Source organism: Sphingopyxis sp. (assembly GCF_050725615.1).
Taxonomy (GTDB): Bacteria; Pseudomonadota; Alphaproteobacteria; order Sphingomonadales; family Sphingomonadaceae; genus Sphingopyxis.
The window spans coordinates 24,407-38,141 of record NZ_JBOHHU010000003.1 but is presented as its reverse complement, the minus strand read 5'-3'; the positions used below and the strand labels follow the sequence as shown (position 1 = coordinate 38,141).

Here is a 13,735-nt window from a genome sequence, read left to right as displayed (position 1 = left end):
TGAGACTCGAAGCTAACATGGATCAGCCCGGTCTCTATTGGACGAATACGCCAAGAGCGATGAGCCGGTCGTCGGCAGCGACGACCGCGCAAAGAATAGCGCTTCCTCTATAATGTGATCAGACAGTCATTCGGATGTCGACCACGCAACACTGTGCCCCGGATCTTAAACAAATCCTGACGAAACTGGTTAAGGGAACGCGCAGGACGATCAGCCCGGCGCAGCAATCCAGCGGTCGACCTGCGCCTCGAGCACCGGCAGCGGCACCGAGCCGCGCCCGAGAACGATCTCGTGGAACATCTTCTGGTCGTAACGGTCGCCGAGCGCCCCCCGCGCGCGGTCTCGCAGCGCGAGGATGCGCTGCATGCCGACCTTGTACGATGTGGCCTGTCCGGGGGTGACGAAATAGCGGCGGATTTCGGAACGGATCTTCGCCAGGGGCTGCGGCGAATTGCCGGTATAATAGGTCAGCGCCTCTTCCTCGCTCCACCCCTTGGCATGGATGCCGGTATCGACGACCAGCCGGATCGCGCGCCAGATCTCACGCCCCAGCCGCCCGAAATCGCTGTAGGGATCGGTGTAGAAACCCATCTCCTTGGCCAGTCGCTCGACATAAAGCGCCCAGCCCTCGCCATAGGCGCCATAGAAATAATTCTTCCGGAACTCGGGTGTGCCCGTCATCTCCTGCGCGAGCGCGATCTGCATATGATGGCCCGGCAGGCCCTCGTGATAGGTCGTGCCCTCGATCTCATAGATCGGCGTCGCGCGCGTGTCGGCGAGATGGACATAATAGATACCGGGGCGCGAACCATCGAGCGCGGCGGGCGAATAATGCGCGGCGCCGCCAGGCTCCTCGCGAAACGCCTCGACGCGCTTGACGATCAGATCGGCCTTGGGCAGCCGCCCGAATTGCTCGGGCAGCCGCGCACGCATACCGTCGAGATAGTCCCCGGCCATCTTGAGATAGGCGGCCCGGCCAGCATCGTCGTTGGCGACATAGAAACGGTCGTCGCTGCGCAGGAAAACGAAGAAATCCTCGAGCTTGCCCTCATAGCCGATCTTCGCCTTCAGCGTCTCCATCTCGGCGCGGATGCGCGCAACTTCGGACAGGCCGAGGTCGTGGATTTCGTTCGCGGTCATGCCGGTTGTCGTCTGGAGGCGCAGCATCGCGTCATAATAGGCCGCGCCGTCGGGCAGCGCGCCCGCGCCATGCGGTTCGGACCCGGCCTTGGCACGATCGGCGGTGAGCCAGGCCTTGATCCTGTCGTAGGCGGGCTTGAGCGTCTCGTTCATCGCCATGGCAACGCGGGCGATGAAGGCATCGGCGGCGGCGGCGTCGACCTTCTTCGCGGTCACGAGCCCCGCCGCCTTTTCCTTCGCATCGGCGTAGAGCGCATTGTCGGCGCCATCGCCGAACGGCGCGCCGCTTATGAGCCGCCCGATCAGCTCGATCGACTGGTCGTAGGCGAAGCCCGGCATACGGATGCCTTTCGTCGCCGAGGCCTTTGCCCGCTCCAGATAGACGTCGAGCGTCGGCCCGAGCGCCGCGACCCGCTCGGCATAGGCATGCATGTCGGCGGGGGTGTCGATGCGGTGCTGGTTGATCAGGAAATTGGGGAGCCCGGTGTGCGGGCCGTTGCGGTCGAAGATATAGCCATGGCCGCGCCACTTGGTCGCCGCCTCGGCGCGTTCGAGTTCGAGCGCCCACATGTCGTAGGACACGCGCGCATCCTCGCCGAGCGCGGCGCGGTCGAAGCGCCTTTTCATCTCGGCGACATTGGCGCGGCGCCAGTCGAGCCGCACCGCCGCCGCGGCATCGCTGGGGTCGGTGAACCGGTCCTGCTTCTCCTTGCGGCCAAGGCTGGTGAGCTGCTCGGGGTCGAGCAGGAGTTCGGCCTCGAACGCCGCATCGAGAAAGGCGGTGAAGGCCGCATCGGCGGCGGCGGCGCCCTGCCCTGCGGCGCGGGCCGCAGGGGCGGCGAGGAGGCTCGCGCCGATGACCAGGGAAAATTCGCGACGGGAAAGCTGCATGGGACCCCTTTCGTTTGAAGGGGTTATAGGGGGGATGGCGGGGGAGGCAAATATTGGCTTTGGGGGCAGCCGACGTTGATCTCCCCTCCCGCCTGCGGGAGGGGAAATCAGGTCAACCTTGATGCCGGAAGCCCCAACTCACCCCTGAAAATGCCGGATGCTCTCCAGGTCGGCGCGGCCCAGCGGCTCGGTGAGCCACAGCCCGCCGCGGCCGGCGCGCGACCAGCGGACGATCGCCTTGCGGCGGATATCGCCGGGCAGCACAAGTTCGAGCGCCTTGCCGACCTCGAACTGGCCGCCATGGACGAAGCCCGCGCCGCTCTGCGACAGGTCGGCGAGTTCGATATCGCTGGCCGCGCCGTCGGTGATCAATTGCGCGCGGGTATGCACCGGCAGGCGCGGGGCGCGGTAGTCGCCCGACTGTTGTTCGGCGGCGAGTTGCCGGAGCACGTCATGGCCGTCGACCGCCGCGTCGAAGGCGACGCCGCAGCGCCCCGCTTCGCACCAGGCGACACGGCCCGAAATGACGATGGTTTCCGAGAGCGCGATTTCGAGCCGTTCGCCGACCGACACCGGAACCTCGACCGCGAGCATCATGCCGCCGTCGGACATGTTGCGGACGCGCCATAGCCCGGCGTCGCCATCGCGGGTGACCTTCGCGATGCGCCACACGGTGCGAAACCGGTCGCCGCCACGGCGGTCGGACGCGGCGTCCTGATCTTCTCCGGGGTCAGAGAAGTGGGGTTCGTTCATGCCTTCCTCCTGATTCCAACAGCGCCCAGAAGAGACATTCATGCTGCTAAAATTGTTCCACTCAGCTTTCCCCACCGCACGTCCGGTCGTCGCGTTTCCGTCCTCAACCCGGCTGGCCCGCCGGAATCGTTAAGCACGGTTCAACGCGCCCATCGGCGCTTGGCCGCAGACTGCCTTCATAATATGAATAATTTCCAACTATGCCGCGTTAAATATCGCCAGCTTTGAGTATCGCAACCCGCCGCTCGGGACGCGGCAGGAAAAATCGAGTGGTTGCAAGTCGTTCGACGTCGATAACCGCACGGCGCAATCAGGTCGGGTCGAGGAAGCCCTTGAGCCCATAGCGCTGGTGCGGGCCGACGATATATTGTTCGAGCGCGCCGACCCCGACCTGGTCGCCGCAGGTCGCGCGCACGACCTGCTGGACATGCATGAACTGCGGCGCGTTGACGTCGATCCGATTGATGTCCCAGCTTTCGAGCGTGTACGCCTCCTCGCCCTTGTAGAAGCCATGGCCCCATTCGGGATGGTTATAGCCGGTCCCGTACATATGATAGCGCAGCAGCGGTTCGAGGACGAAGGTCTCCTTGCGTCCATCCCGGTACACGGTGTCGATTTCGGCGCGGCTGATCAGGCGGCTGCCCCTGGCGAACTCGAGGCGGTGGTCGGCGCATAGCGCGGGCTCCACGTCGCCCTCGTCGAGGACGTTGAAGTCGCTCCCGATCGGATAGGTCTTAAATATCTGGGCGAACTCCTTCCAGCGCTTGCTGTCGGCATATTCGTGCTGGCCCCAGTGGGTGCAGCGGTCCTGCCAGTGGATCGGCGCCCACAGCCAGAAAAATTGTTCGGGAATGTCGCGCGAAATGCCCTTCTCGCTCTCCCCCGTCCAGCGCCACCCCCAGCTGCGGTCCTTGGTGCCATAGGTGGTCGCGGGATTGATCTCCTGCCGCTTGCCATCGACCTCGATCCAGCCCTCCCAGCGCCCGAACTGGCTGAAACGCTTCATCTGGGCGACGGTACGCACCCCCTGCTTCATATGGTCGGCGGGTTCCTCATGCGCGACGCTGTTGGCGTGGAAGGTCAGGTCGCAGGTGAAGCCGGTGTCGTTCTTCTCCACCGTGACGCGTACCGTTCGCATCGGCTCGACAATCTCGTGCCGCAGGGGTCCGGCATAAAGCTCGGTGCGGTCGCCGCGCAGGCGCCGCGACGCGCGAAAGCTGTGCTGCGTGCCATCCTTGCGCACGATCGACACCGCGCCGTCCATCACCTCGCGGTTCGGATAGGCGGCGAAAGCGACCCCGATGTAGAAGTCGCCGTCGAAGTCATAGCCGTTGTACCAGTAACGCGCGTACATGTTGCGTTCGCTCGATGCCATATACGACAGCGGCTCCGCCGTCTGGTGCACCGGATAGTCGTCGAACAGGATGAGCATCTTTATCTCCCGGATTTTCTATGTTGATCGAAAGCGATGGAGGCGGCCGCGCGGCGCAGCAAAGCCGCGCGATCGAAACGCGTGATCTCGCTGGAAGCAGGTCGGTTCATGCCGCCATGCTAGAGGCGACGGCGCCGCCGCCTAGTGACGGAAACCCGTAACTGTCGCGCGCACCGCGCGCGCTAGCGGGCGGCGATCAGCGTCCAAAAGGAGCGGTGGATAGGAATGGTGCCGCCCAATCGGTAACGGCGAAGGCAGCAAAAGCTGCCCGATGGTGCCCCTGGCCGGACTCGAACCAGCACTCCTTGCGGAACCGCATTTTGAGTGCGGCGCGTCTACCAATTTCACCACAGGGGCCCGTGGAAGCGCGCCCCGATAATCCGGGACGCCCCATTTTGCCAAGCTATTTCTTGAGTTCCTTGGCCAAAGTCTTGGCGGTCGCCTTGCCATAGGGCGGCTTGAAACCGGCGAGGCCCGCGACGTCGAGCTTGGGCTGGCGATAGACCGCGCGCGCGTGGCTGAAGGTGCGGAAGCCGTCGAGCCCGTGATAATTGCCCATGCCCGACGGCCCGACCCCACCGAAGGGCAGATCCTCCATCGCATTGTGGAACAGCACGTCGTTGACCGTCACCCCGCCCGAGATCGTCCGCGTCAGCACGCGGTCCTCCTCGCTCTTGTCCTGCCCGAAATAATAGAGGCCGAGCGGGCGGTCGTTGGCGTTCACATAATCGATCGCCTCGTCGATCGTCTTGTAGGTCTTGACCGGCAGGATGGGGCCGAAGATTTCCTCCTGCATCACTTTCATGTCGTCGGTCGGATTGCGGACGATGTGGAGCGGCATCTTGTGGCCGTTGGCGCTGGCGAAATCCTCGCCGCCCGGATTGACCTCGATCACGTCGCCACCTTTTGCTCGTGCATCGGCCAGATAGGATTGCAGCCGGTCGTAATTGCGGACGTTGACGACGGACGTGTAATCGTCGTTGGCGAGCAGCGTGGGATAGAGCGCCGCCGCCCCCTTGGTAACGCTGTCGATCACCTCGCCCTCCTGGTCCTCGGCGACGAGCAGATAGTCGGGAGCGAGACATATCTGCCCGGCGTTCATCAGCTTGCCGAGCGCGACGCGCTGCCCCGCCTGTTCCTTGTTGGCGCTGCGCCCGATGAAGGTCGGCGACTTGCCGCCGAGTTCGAGCGTCACAGGGACGAGGTTATCGGCGGCGGCGCGCATGATATGCTTGCCGACGCTGGTCGCGCCGGTGAAGATCATATGGTCGAAGGCGAGCTTCGAGAAGGCGACCCCGATATCGGCGTCGCCGGTGAACACCGCGATCTCGCTCTCGTCGAAATAGTCGGGGACCAGCCGCGCCATCAGCGCCGAGACATTTTCGGTGAACTCACTGGGCTTGATCATCGCGCGGTTGCCCGCCGCGAGGATGCCCGCCATCGGCACGAACACCATGCCGACGGGGAAGTTCCACGGCGCGACGACGCCGACGACGCCCTTGGGCTGGTACACGACCTCGGCCTTGGCGCCGAGCAGGCCGAGCGGGAAAGTGGGCTTGCGCTTCTCGCCCTTCGACCAGGCCGCCATATGTTTTTTGGCGTGCTTGAGCGCGCTGACCGAAGGCATGATGTCGGTCATCAGCGTCTGTTCGCGGCTGCGATGCCCGAAATCCTCGCTCACCGCTTTTGCAAATTCCTCGGCATTGTCGACGAGCAGCGCAATCGCGCGGTCGATGCGGTCGGTACGTACCGCCAGGCTTTCGGGCATGGCTGCGGTGAAGCTCGCTTTCTGTGCGGCCAGCACGTCGTGCATCCGCTGCGTTTCGCCGGCGATATCCTGCTTGATGGCGGTGGCCATGACCCGTCTCCCTGTTTGGATTTGCGGCAATTCACCACGCCGCGCGGTGAGTTGCAAGTTGAAACCCGCGCGCGCGGCGTGATCCGGGGGTTTGGCGGCTCGGTCCCGATGGCGGGCATCGGATAAGCAGGGTGGGTTCAAGGGATCGTCGCAACACTTCATTCTTTGAGGAGAAGGAGTGTTGGGACGATCCCTTGAACCCACCACCGTTTGCGGACACATTTCAATTGCCATACGTGTCTGAGAACGATGTCAGGGGTGAACTCAAGTGACTTGGCTAAAACGATACCATGATCGACTCATAACTGAGATGGAGCGCGATCCGCCCTGGAGCGGCTACGGCAAGCTGGAATGCCTGTGGCCGATTTTTTTAGGCGGAGGCATCATGTTTGCGTTCGAATATGCAACCGGGGTCGCGGTCCACAACACGATGTGGGTTGTGCTATTTTTGCTGCCCGGCGTAATCTGGTATCTTTACCTGACGAAACGCTTCGTGCTCATACTAGCCCGACGGTTACGCGCGCGCCGCACCTGAGTCCCTCGTCCGCTTCCCACCCCTTTCCAATCCTTCAAAGCGCCATATCGACCTTCGCTGCCCTCCCCAAAAAACGCCTCAACGAAAAAACGCTTTCCTACAATATCCCGCTATGCTTCAAGATAGTCGATGAACGGCACCCCTCCCGCCCCGGCACGCGATTCCTCCGCCGATCACCGCGGGCGGCAAGGCCGACGGGTTCGTCGTTGGGCTGAACTTTGCTGAACTTTGACACGGCGCTGCAGGGGTTGACGGCCTTTCCCCTCGGCAAAACGCGGACCGGCAGATCGGCTTCCCTCCCCCTTTCGCAGTTGCAGCATTTCGGCTAAGCGACGGGCCATCGATCCAGTTTCCCCTACGGAGTCTTGTCCCATGACCGCCACCGATCCCGTCGTTTTCCTTTCCTATGCCCGCACCCCGATGGGCGGCATGCAGGGCAGCCTGTCGGATGCGAGCGCGACCGACCTCGGCGCGACCGCGGTCAAGGCGGCGGTCGAGCGCGCCGGCGTCAGCGGCGACGATATCGAGCGTATCTATATGGGCTGCGTGCTCCCCGCCGGGCTCGGCCAAGCGCCGGCGCGTCAGGCGGCGATCAAGGCGGGCCTGCCCAAATCGGTGCAGGCGACCACCGTCAACAAGGTGTGCGGTTCGGGCATGCAGACCGTCATCATGGGCGCCGAGGCGCTGGCATCGGGCAGCATCGACCTGGTCGTCGCGGGCGGCATGGAATCGATGACCAACGCGCCCTATCTGCTCAAGAAACACCGTGGCGGCGCGCGCATCGGCCACGACACCGCTTATGACCATATGTTCCTCGACGGGCTGGAAGACGCCTATGAGGCCGGCCGCGCGATGGGCACCTTTGCGCAGGATACCGCCGACGCCTACCAGCTCTCGCGCCAGGCGCAGGATGATTACACCCTCGAATCGCTGAGCCGCGCCAAGGCGGCGATCGCCGACGGCGCCTTTGCGGGTGAGATCGCGCCGGTGACGATCGCGACCCGCAAGGGCGACGTCGTCGTCGACACCGACGAGGCGCCGGGCAAGGCGATGCCCGACAAGATCCCGACGCTGAAGCCCGCCTTCGCCAAGGACGGCACGATCACCGCCGCGACCAGCAGCTCGATCTCGGACGGCGCCGCCGCCGTCGTGCTGACGCGCCAGTCGGTCGCCGACGCCAAGGGCGCCAAGCCCGTCGCCCGCCTGGTCGCGCATAGCGCGCATGCGCAGGAGCCCAAGGACTTCACCGTCGCCCCGGTCGGCGCGATCAACAAATTGCTCGCCAAGACCGGCTGGTCGATCGGCGACGTCGATCTGTTCGAGGTCAATGAAGCCTTCGCCTGCGTCGCGATGTTCGCGATGCACGACCTCGGCATCCCGCGCGAGAAGATCAACGTCCATGGCGGCGCGACCGCCTTGGGCCACCCGATCGGCGCCAGCGGCACGCGTATCATCACCACGCTGATCGCCGCGCTCCAGCGCCACGGCAAGACCCGCGGCATCGCGAGCCTGTGCATCGGCGGCGGCGAAGCGACCGCAGTGGCGATCGAGCTCGTCTGATCCGGCTTTTCGGCGAAAGTTCCGGGGCGTCGTCGCAAGACGGCGCCCTTTCGTCGTTCTGGCGCGACAATTTGCGACACTAATGTCCTGAAAATAAACGGCGCATTCCGGCTCCGTTCAAACCGACACGCCTATTCCATCATCAGTCATCGGGCAGATCCCCTCCCCCTGACGGAAAAAGGAATGGCACAATGAAGAGCAAATTTCTCACCGCCGGCCTGATCGCCGCGATGATGGTTCCCGCCACCATGCCGGTCGCCGCACAGGCGCAGACCCGCGAGATTCGCAAGGATCGCGCCGATGTCCGCGAAGAACACCGGGAATTGCGCGATGCGCAGCGCCACGGCAGCCGCAGCGACGTGCGCGAGGAACGCGGCGAATATCGCGATGCCAAGCGCGACCTGCGCGACAGCAAGCGCGACTGGCGCCAGGACAACCGCTATTCCAACTATCGCGCGCCGTTCAAATATCAGCAGTTCCGCGTCGGCTCGACGCTCCGTTCCAACTATTACGCGCCGAGCTATCGCCCGGCCTGGGACAGCCGCTGGGGCGTGCCGCACGCCGGTCGCAACCTGACCTATGTGCGCCATTACAACGACCTGCTGTTGGTCAATGCGCGCAACGGCAAGGTGGTGAAAGTGTATCGCAACCACTTCTCCTATCGCCGCTAACCGACGATGACGAAAGGGGCCGGACATGCCTATGTTCGGCCCCTTTTTCCTGCGCGTGCGAGGCGCGCGATTCCCGTTGCCGCGCCGCACCGAAAGGCATAGCCTGTCGGCGCAAGATGGGGAGATGGGACATGAAGAAGATCATATTGCTGGTGGCGCTCGCCGCGCTGTCAGCTTGTTCGCAAAAGACCGAAGAGAAGGCGGAGCCCGCTGCGGCGCCGGTTGAAACAGCGGCGCCCGCCGCCGCCGCTGGTCCGGCGGTCGCATCGACCACCGCGCCCGGAACCTATGACGTCAAAATGGCCGACGGCACGATGGCGACCACGGTGATCAACGCCGACGGCACCTATGTCGATACCGACGCCAAGGGCAAACAGGTCAAGGGCCAATATGCCACGCACGACGGCAAGGATTGCTTCGATCCCGAGGGCGACGAAATGGGAATGTGCTGGGCGGTGAGCAAACCGGGCGCCGACGGCAGCTTCACCGCGACCGCCGACGACGGGACGGTCGTAACGGTAACGCCCAAGAAGAGCTGATCTTTCGGCAGGGCCGCAGCCTTGGGTTGGAGAACGGTCCTTCCGTTCGGGTCCTGCCCAACTTGTTTCGGGTGATGACGCCGACCTACCCGGTCGGCGCCGGCCGCATTGTGTCGATCAGGCGGAAGCCGATGTGGTCGGTGCCGAGCGAGCGTTCCTGGAACTGGCGTGCGGCGGGGCGGTAGCGCGCGCAGTAGTTGGCCGCGCACAGGAAGCTGCCGCCCTTGATGACGTTGGTTTCGTCCCCAGCCTTCGCGGTGGTCCATTCCCAGACATTGCCGATCAGGTCGTGGACGCCGTGCTTGTCGGCGGGGAAGCAGGCGACCGGCGCGCGGCTGGTGAAGCCGTCGGTGCCCATGTCACGCACCGGGAAGACGCCCTGATAATAATTCGCCTGCGGCTTGCCGTCGACGTCCGGCACATTGCGGTCGGCGCCGCCGGTCGCGGCAGCGAGTTCCCATTGCTCCTCGCTCGGCAACGCCTTGCCGGCCCATTGGGCGTAAGCGAGCGCATCGTCATAGGCGATCTGCACCACCGGCTCGCGATCGCGCCCGTCGATCGCGGTGTCGGGTCCGGCGGGATGACGCCACTCTGCCCCCACCATCCAGCGCCACCAATTGGGATTGCCGTCGGTCGGCGCGGTGAACACCGCGCCGCCGGGGATCAGCATCTCGGGCGGCGCGCCGGGCAGCTTGGGCGGATCGCGTTCGGCGATCGTGTTGTAGCCGGTCGCCTTCACGAAGGCGGCGAACTCGCCGTTGGTGACCTCGTGCGTCGCCATCCAGAATCCCGCGACTTTGACCTGCTTTTCGGGCCCTTCCTCGGGCAGATGCGCGTCGGCGCCCATCGCAAAGGTCGCGCCCGGGATCCAGACATAGGCCGCCTTCGGCATCGCCGGGCAGACCGTCTTGGCCGCCGCGACGGTCGCATCCTCCGGCGTCTCGCCGCAAGCTGCCAGCAGGGCGGCCAGCACCAGCGACGCGAGAAGGACCCCTTCTTTCATTGCGGCGCGACCGCGATCAGGGCGTCGACCATCTGGGCAACGACCGCTGCGGCTTCCTCGGCATCGAGACCCTGATCGTGACGCAGCGCGCGCCAGGTCTGGAACGACAGCGCAACGCACAGCGCCTCGCGCCCGACCCGGTCGGCGAGGACATCATCAGGGAGCAGCCGGAACAGCAGGTCGCGTTCGAGCGCGACGACCTGCCCATATTGGCCCATCAGGAAGGGCGACTGATAGCGTTTGATGTTGGCGGCGAGGCGGAAGGGCAGCATCGTTTCAAAAACGCGCGCGCGCCGCGCGACGAGGTCGCGGACATCGGCGCGCCAGTCCTGGCCCGCATAGGGCGCGCTGACGATCGGCATCACCCGCTCGGCGATGGTTTCCGACATTTCGCGGTAGAGCGTATCCATGTCGTCGAACTGGCGGAAAACGGTGCGCAGGCCCACCCCCGCCTCCTCGGCAACGCGCGCCGCGCTGGGGGTCAGGTCGCCGCTGTCGATCAGGTCGAGCATCGCCGCGACGATCCGCGCCCGGCTCGACCGGCTGCGTTCGCGGCGACCGTCGATCCGCACGACGGTGTCCGTTTCACTCTTCGCTTGTACCCGGGCTGTCATGCTGTCTCCGCTGGCCCAGCTTGACGCCGGGGTCAATGCGATCTTGCGCCTCACGCGATATAATGACACAGATAGTGCCATAATATCGACCGGAATCGCAAACGGGTGGGGCTATGAAAAAGAGATGGGTGGCGCTCGGCGTGCTCGCATTGCTCGGGGCGGGCGGATACTGGGCCTATCAGGCGAACACATACCGCCTGCCCGGCCTGATTTCCGACTGGCGCGACCCGGTGCAACCCCATCATGCGGTGACATGGGCGGCCGGTCCCGCCGCTGCGCCCGTCAACCCGCCCGGGGGCAAGCGCCCGCCGAACATCATCCTGATCGTCGCCGACGACCTGGGCTATAACGACATCAGCCTCAACGGCGGCGGGGTCGCGGGCGGCATCGTCAAGACACCGAACATCGACGCGTTGGCGCGTGAGGGGATGAATTTCACCACCGCCTATGCCGCCAACGCGACCTGCTCGCCGTCGCGCGCGGCGATGATGACGGGGCGCTATCCGACGCGTTTCGGTTTCGAATATACCGCCGTTCCGGTGCAGTTCGCCGAAAATATGGCGCATGGTTCGGGCATTGGGCCGCTGAACACCATCTTTCACAAGGAACTGATCACCCCCGACATCCCCGACTATCCCGACATGGGCGTGCCCGCGAGCGAGGTGACGATCGCCGAGGCGGTGAAGGCGGCGGGCTATCACACTTTGCACATCGGCAAATGGCATCTGGGCGAGGCCCCTGCCCTGCAGCCGCAGGCACAGGGGTTTGACGAGAGTCTTGCGGTGCTTGGCGGGGCGGCGATGTTTATGCCCGAGGATGACCCAGACGTGGTCAACGCCAAGCTGCCCTGGGACCGCATCGACCGCTTCCTGTGGGCGAATTTGCGCCATGCGGTGAGTTTCAACGGCAGCAAAAGATTCCACCCCAAGGGGCATATGACCGATTATTTCGCCGAAGAGGCGACGCGGGCGATCGAGGCGAACAAGAACCGGCCGTTCTTTATGTACCTCGCGTTCAACGCCCCGCACACGCCGCTGCAGGCGACGCGCGCGGACTATGACAGACTGCCGCAGATCAAGGATGAGAAGACGCGCGTCTATGGCGCGATGATCGCGCAGCTCGACCGGCGGATCGGCGACGTGATGGCGAAGCTGAAGGAAGTGGGGATCGATAATAACACGCTGGTGATCTTCACCAGCGACAATGGCGGCGCCTGGTACACCGGGATCGACCATCTGAACGCGCCCTATCGCGGGTGGAAGGCGACCTTTTTCGAGGGCGGCATCCGCACCCCCTTCTTCATGCGCTGGCCGGGCGTGATCGCGGCGGGTTCGACGCGCGCCGACCCGACGGGACATCTCGACATCTTCTCCACCATCGCGGCGGCGGCGGGGGCGACGGTGCCGACGGGCCGCGTGATCGACAGCGAGGATATATTGGCGGGTCCCGCGAAGCGCGCGGCACTGTTCTGGCGATCGGGCGATTATCGCGCCGTGCGCGCGGGCGACTGGAAATTGCAGGTGACCAAGCGTCCGGCGAAGAAGCGGCTCTATAATCTCGCGGACGATCCGACCGAAGAATTTGATCTGTCGGCGGCCGAGCCGCAGCGCGTCGCGGCGCTGAGCGCGATGCTCGACGCGCAGAACAAGGGCATGGCGAAGCCGATCTGGCCGGGGCTGATCGAGGGGCCGGTGCGGATCGACGTGCCGCTCAACGCGCCGTGGAAGGACGGACAGGACTATGTCTACTGGACCAATTAGGCTTCGGTCGCGGCGCCCGTCGTTTCGATCGTGAACCCGCTGTTCGCCAGTTGCAATTCGTCGCCGCAATGGCTGCACGCGACGACCATATGGAGGTCGTGGCCGCACGGACTGTGCGTGAGCAGCAGCGGCGGGCCGCGCTCGTCGGCGAACCAGCGGTCGCCCCATTGCAAGAGCGCAAGCAGCACCGGGTAGAGATCGCGGCCCTTGGCGGTCAGGCGATATTCGACGCGATCGGCGTGCGACGAATAGGGCGCCGTCTTCAAAATGCCCTGCCGTACCAGCCGTTCGAGCCGGCCCGTGAGGATGTTCGTCGCCATCAGCGTGTCGCGCTGGATATCGTCGAAGCGGTTGATGTGCGTGAACATCGCGCGGACGACGAGCGTGGCCCAGCGGTCGCCGAACAGCTCGATCATCGTGTCGACCAGCGGGCGCCCGCCGGGGCGGCGGACATCGCCGTTGAAGCGGCGGCGCTCGTAATGCGGGATGACCTGCGCGAGCCCGGGCCCTTCGCGCCAGGCGACGTCGCGCGGGTCGATCTCGGCATGGCAATGGCCGCAGGCCGGCACCGGCTCGGTCGCGTGGCCGCAGGTGGCGTGGTGGAGGCGGACCTGGAAGTCGCGCTCGGCGGCCTCCCACTTATGCTGCCAGCGCAGCATCATCAGCGCGTTGGGAAACTGGTCGCGACCCTTTTGGGTCAGGACATAGTGAAAGCCGCGCCCCGCCTTCTTGCGCACCTTGGCGAGGCAATCCTCTTCGACCAGTTTCTTGAGCCGGCCGTTGACCACCGAGCGCGCCAGCCCGGTGCGCGCGACGAACTCGTCAAAGCTGTGGGTGCCCAGAAAGGCCTGTTCCATGATCAGCAGCACCGGCACGTCGCCGACGACGTCGAGCGCGCGCCAGATCGAACAGGCCCTGATGGTGCGGTCGTGTTTCAAGCCCAAGCCATTCCTTCGCCCCCGCCCCTAACCCGCCGGCC

The 13,735-nt window shown here is 64.9% G+C and carries 11 protein-coding genes and 1 tRNA gene; 4 read left to right on the top strand and 8 right to left on the bottom strand.

Features of this window, described 5'->3' with window-relative positions:
- Positions 1-210 precede the first annotated feature (210 nt).
- The 5 genes from ACREB7_RS01230 to ACREB7_RS01210 all read right to left on the bottom strand — a co-directional run bounded on the left by ACREB7_RS01230 (position 211) and on the right by ACREB7_RS01210 (position 6,074).
- A complete protein-coding gene (locus tag ACREB7_RS01230) occupies positions 211-2,031 on the bottom strand; it encodes a DUF885 domain-containing protein (RefSeq protein WP_431590488.1) in 1,821 nt (606 codons plus the stop codon).
- A 138-nt stretch (positions 2,032-2,169) separates the two neighbouring features.
- A complete protein-coding gene (locus ACREB7_RS01225) occupies positions 2,170-2,784 on the bottom strand; it encodes a PilZ domain-containing protein (protein WP_431590487.1) in 615 nt (204 codons plus the stop codon).
- A 310-nt stretch (positions 2,785-3,094) separates the two neighbouring features.
- Positions 3,095-4,216: a hypothetical protein gene (locus tag ACREB7_RS01220; RefSeq protein WP_431590486.1), complete on the bottom strand. Its 1,122-nt coding sequence runs from the start codon at positions 4,214-4,216 to the stop codon at positions 3,095-3,097.
- A 272-nt stretch (positions 4,217-4,488) separates the two neighbouring features.
- Positions 4,489-4,573: transfer RNA gene (locus ACREB7_RS01215), tRNA-Leu, on the bottom strand.
- Between the two features lie 46 nt (positions 4,574-4,619).
- Positions 4,620-6,074 carry a coniferyl aldehyde dehydrogenase gene (locus ACREB7_RS01210; RefSeq protein WP_431590485.1) on the bottom strand — a complete coding sequence of 485 codons (1,455 nt, stop codon included), beginning with the start codon at positions 6,072-6,074 and terminating at the stop codon, positions 4,620-4,622.
- A gap of 907 nt (positions 6,075-6,981) precedes the next feature.
- On the opposite strand from ACREB7_RS01210, the gene ACREB7_RS01205 reads away from it, so the two are divergent.
- From ACREB7_RS01205 to ACREB7_RS01195, 3 genes are all read left to right on the top strand, one after another.
- Entirely contained in the window at positions 6,982-8,169 is a 1,188-nt protein-coding gene (locus tag ACREB7_RS01205) for an acetyl-CoA C-acyltransferase (protein WP_431590484.1), read from the top strand.
- Positions 8,170-8,360: 191 nt separating this feature from the next.
- Positions 8,361-8,840: a hypothetical protein gene (locus tag ACREB7_RS01200; RefSeq protein WP_431590483.1), complete on the top strand. Its 480-nt coding sequence runs from the start codon at positions 8,361-8,363 to the stop codon at positions 8,838-8,840.
- 131 nt (positions 8,841-8,971) lie between these two features.
- Positions 8,972-9,379 carry a hypothetical protein gene (locus ACREB7_RS01195; protein WP_431590482.1) on the top strand — a complete coding sequence of 136 codons (408 nt, stop codon included), beginning with the start codon at positions 8,972-8,974 and terminating at the stop codon, positions 9,377-9,379.
- 85 nt (positions 9,380-9,464) lie between these two features.
- On the opposite strand, the gene ACREB7_RS01190 is transcribed toward ACREB7_RS01195, so the two are convergent.
- Entirely contained in the window at positions 9,465-10,382 is a 918-nt protein-coding gene (locus ACREB7_RS01190; RefSeq protein ID WP_431590481.1) for a formylglycine-generating enzyme family protein, read from the bottom strand.
- Positions 10,379-10,996 carry a TetR/AcrR family transcriptional regulator gene (locus ACREB7_RS01185; protein WP_431590480.1) on the bottom strand — a complete coding sequence of 206 codons (618 nt, stop codon included), beginning with the start codon at positions 10,994-10,996 and terminating at the stop codon, positions 10,379-10,381. The genes ACREB7_RS01190 and ACREB7_RS01185 overlap by 4 nt, the downstream gene beginning before the upstream one ends.
- A 113-nt stretch (positions 10,997-11,109) precedes the next feature.
- Here ACREB7_RS01185 and ACREB7_RS01180 point away from each other — a divergent pair, with 113 nt between their 5' ends.
- Complete coding sequence (locus ACREB7_RS01180) at positions 11,110-12,756, top strand: sulfatase-like hydrolase/transferase (RefSeq protein WP_431590479.1); 1,647 nt, start codon at positions 11,110-11,112, stop codon at positions 12,754-12,756.
- Here ACREB7_RS01180 and ACREB7_RS01175 read toward each other — a convergent pair.
- Positions 12,753-13,694 (bottom strand): winged helix-turn-helix transcriptional regulator, encoded by a 942-nt coding sequence (locus tag ACREB7_RS01175; protein ID WP_431590478.1) that lies wholly within the window; start codon positions 13,692-13,694, stop codon positions 12,753-12,755. The two genes, ACREB7_RS01180 and ACREB7_RS01175, sit on opposite strands and share 4 nt — an antisense overlap.
- Positions 13,695-13,735 lie beyond the last annotated feature (41 nt).

Coding starts and splice junctions, on each gene's coding strand:
- ACREB7_RS01230 (WP_431590488.1), bottom strand. CDS start 2,031: ATGCAGCTTTCCCGTCGCGAATTTTCCCTGGTCATCGGCGCGAGCCTC.
- ACREB7_RS01225 (WP_431590487.1), bottom strand. CDS start 2,784: ATGAACGAACCCCACTTCTCTGACCCCGGAGAAGATCAGGACGCCGCG.
- ACREB7_RS01220 (WP_431590486.1), bottom strand. CDS start 4,216: ATGCTCATCCTGTTCGACGACTATCCGGTGCACCAGACGGCGGAGCCG.
- ACREB7_RS01210 (WP_431590485.1), bottom strand. CDS start 6,074: ATGGCCACCGCCATCAAGCAGGATATCGCCGGCGAAACGCAGCGGATG.
- ACREB7_RS01205 (WP_431590484.1), top strand. CDS start 6,982: ATGACCGCCACCGATCCCGTCGTTTTCCTTTCCTATGCCCGCACCCCG.
- ACREB7_RS01200 (WP_431590483.1), top strand. CDS start 8,361: ATGAAGAGCAAATTTCTCACCGCCGGCCTGATCGCCGCGATGATGGTT.
- ACREB7_RS01195 (WP_431590482.1), top strand. CDS start 8,972: ATGAAGAAGATCATATTGCTGGTGGCGCTCGCCGCGCTGTCAGCTTGT.
- ACREB7_RS01190 (WP_431590481.1), bottom strand. CDS start 10,382: ATGAAAGAAGGGGTCCTTCTCGCGTCGCTGGTGCTGGCCGCCCTGCTG.
- ACREB7_RS01185 (WP_431590480.1), bottom strand. CDS start 10,996: ATGACAGCCCGGGTACAAGCGAAGAGTGAAACGGACACCGTCGTGCGG.
- ACREB7_RS01180 (WP_431590479.1), top strand. CDS start 11,110: ATGAAAAAGAGATGGGTGGCGCTCGGCGTGCTCGCATTGCTCGGGGCG.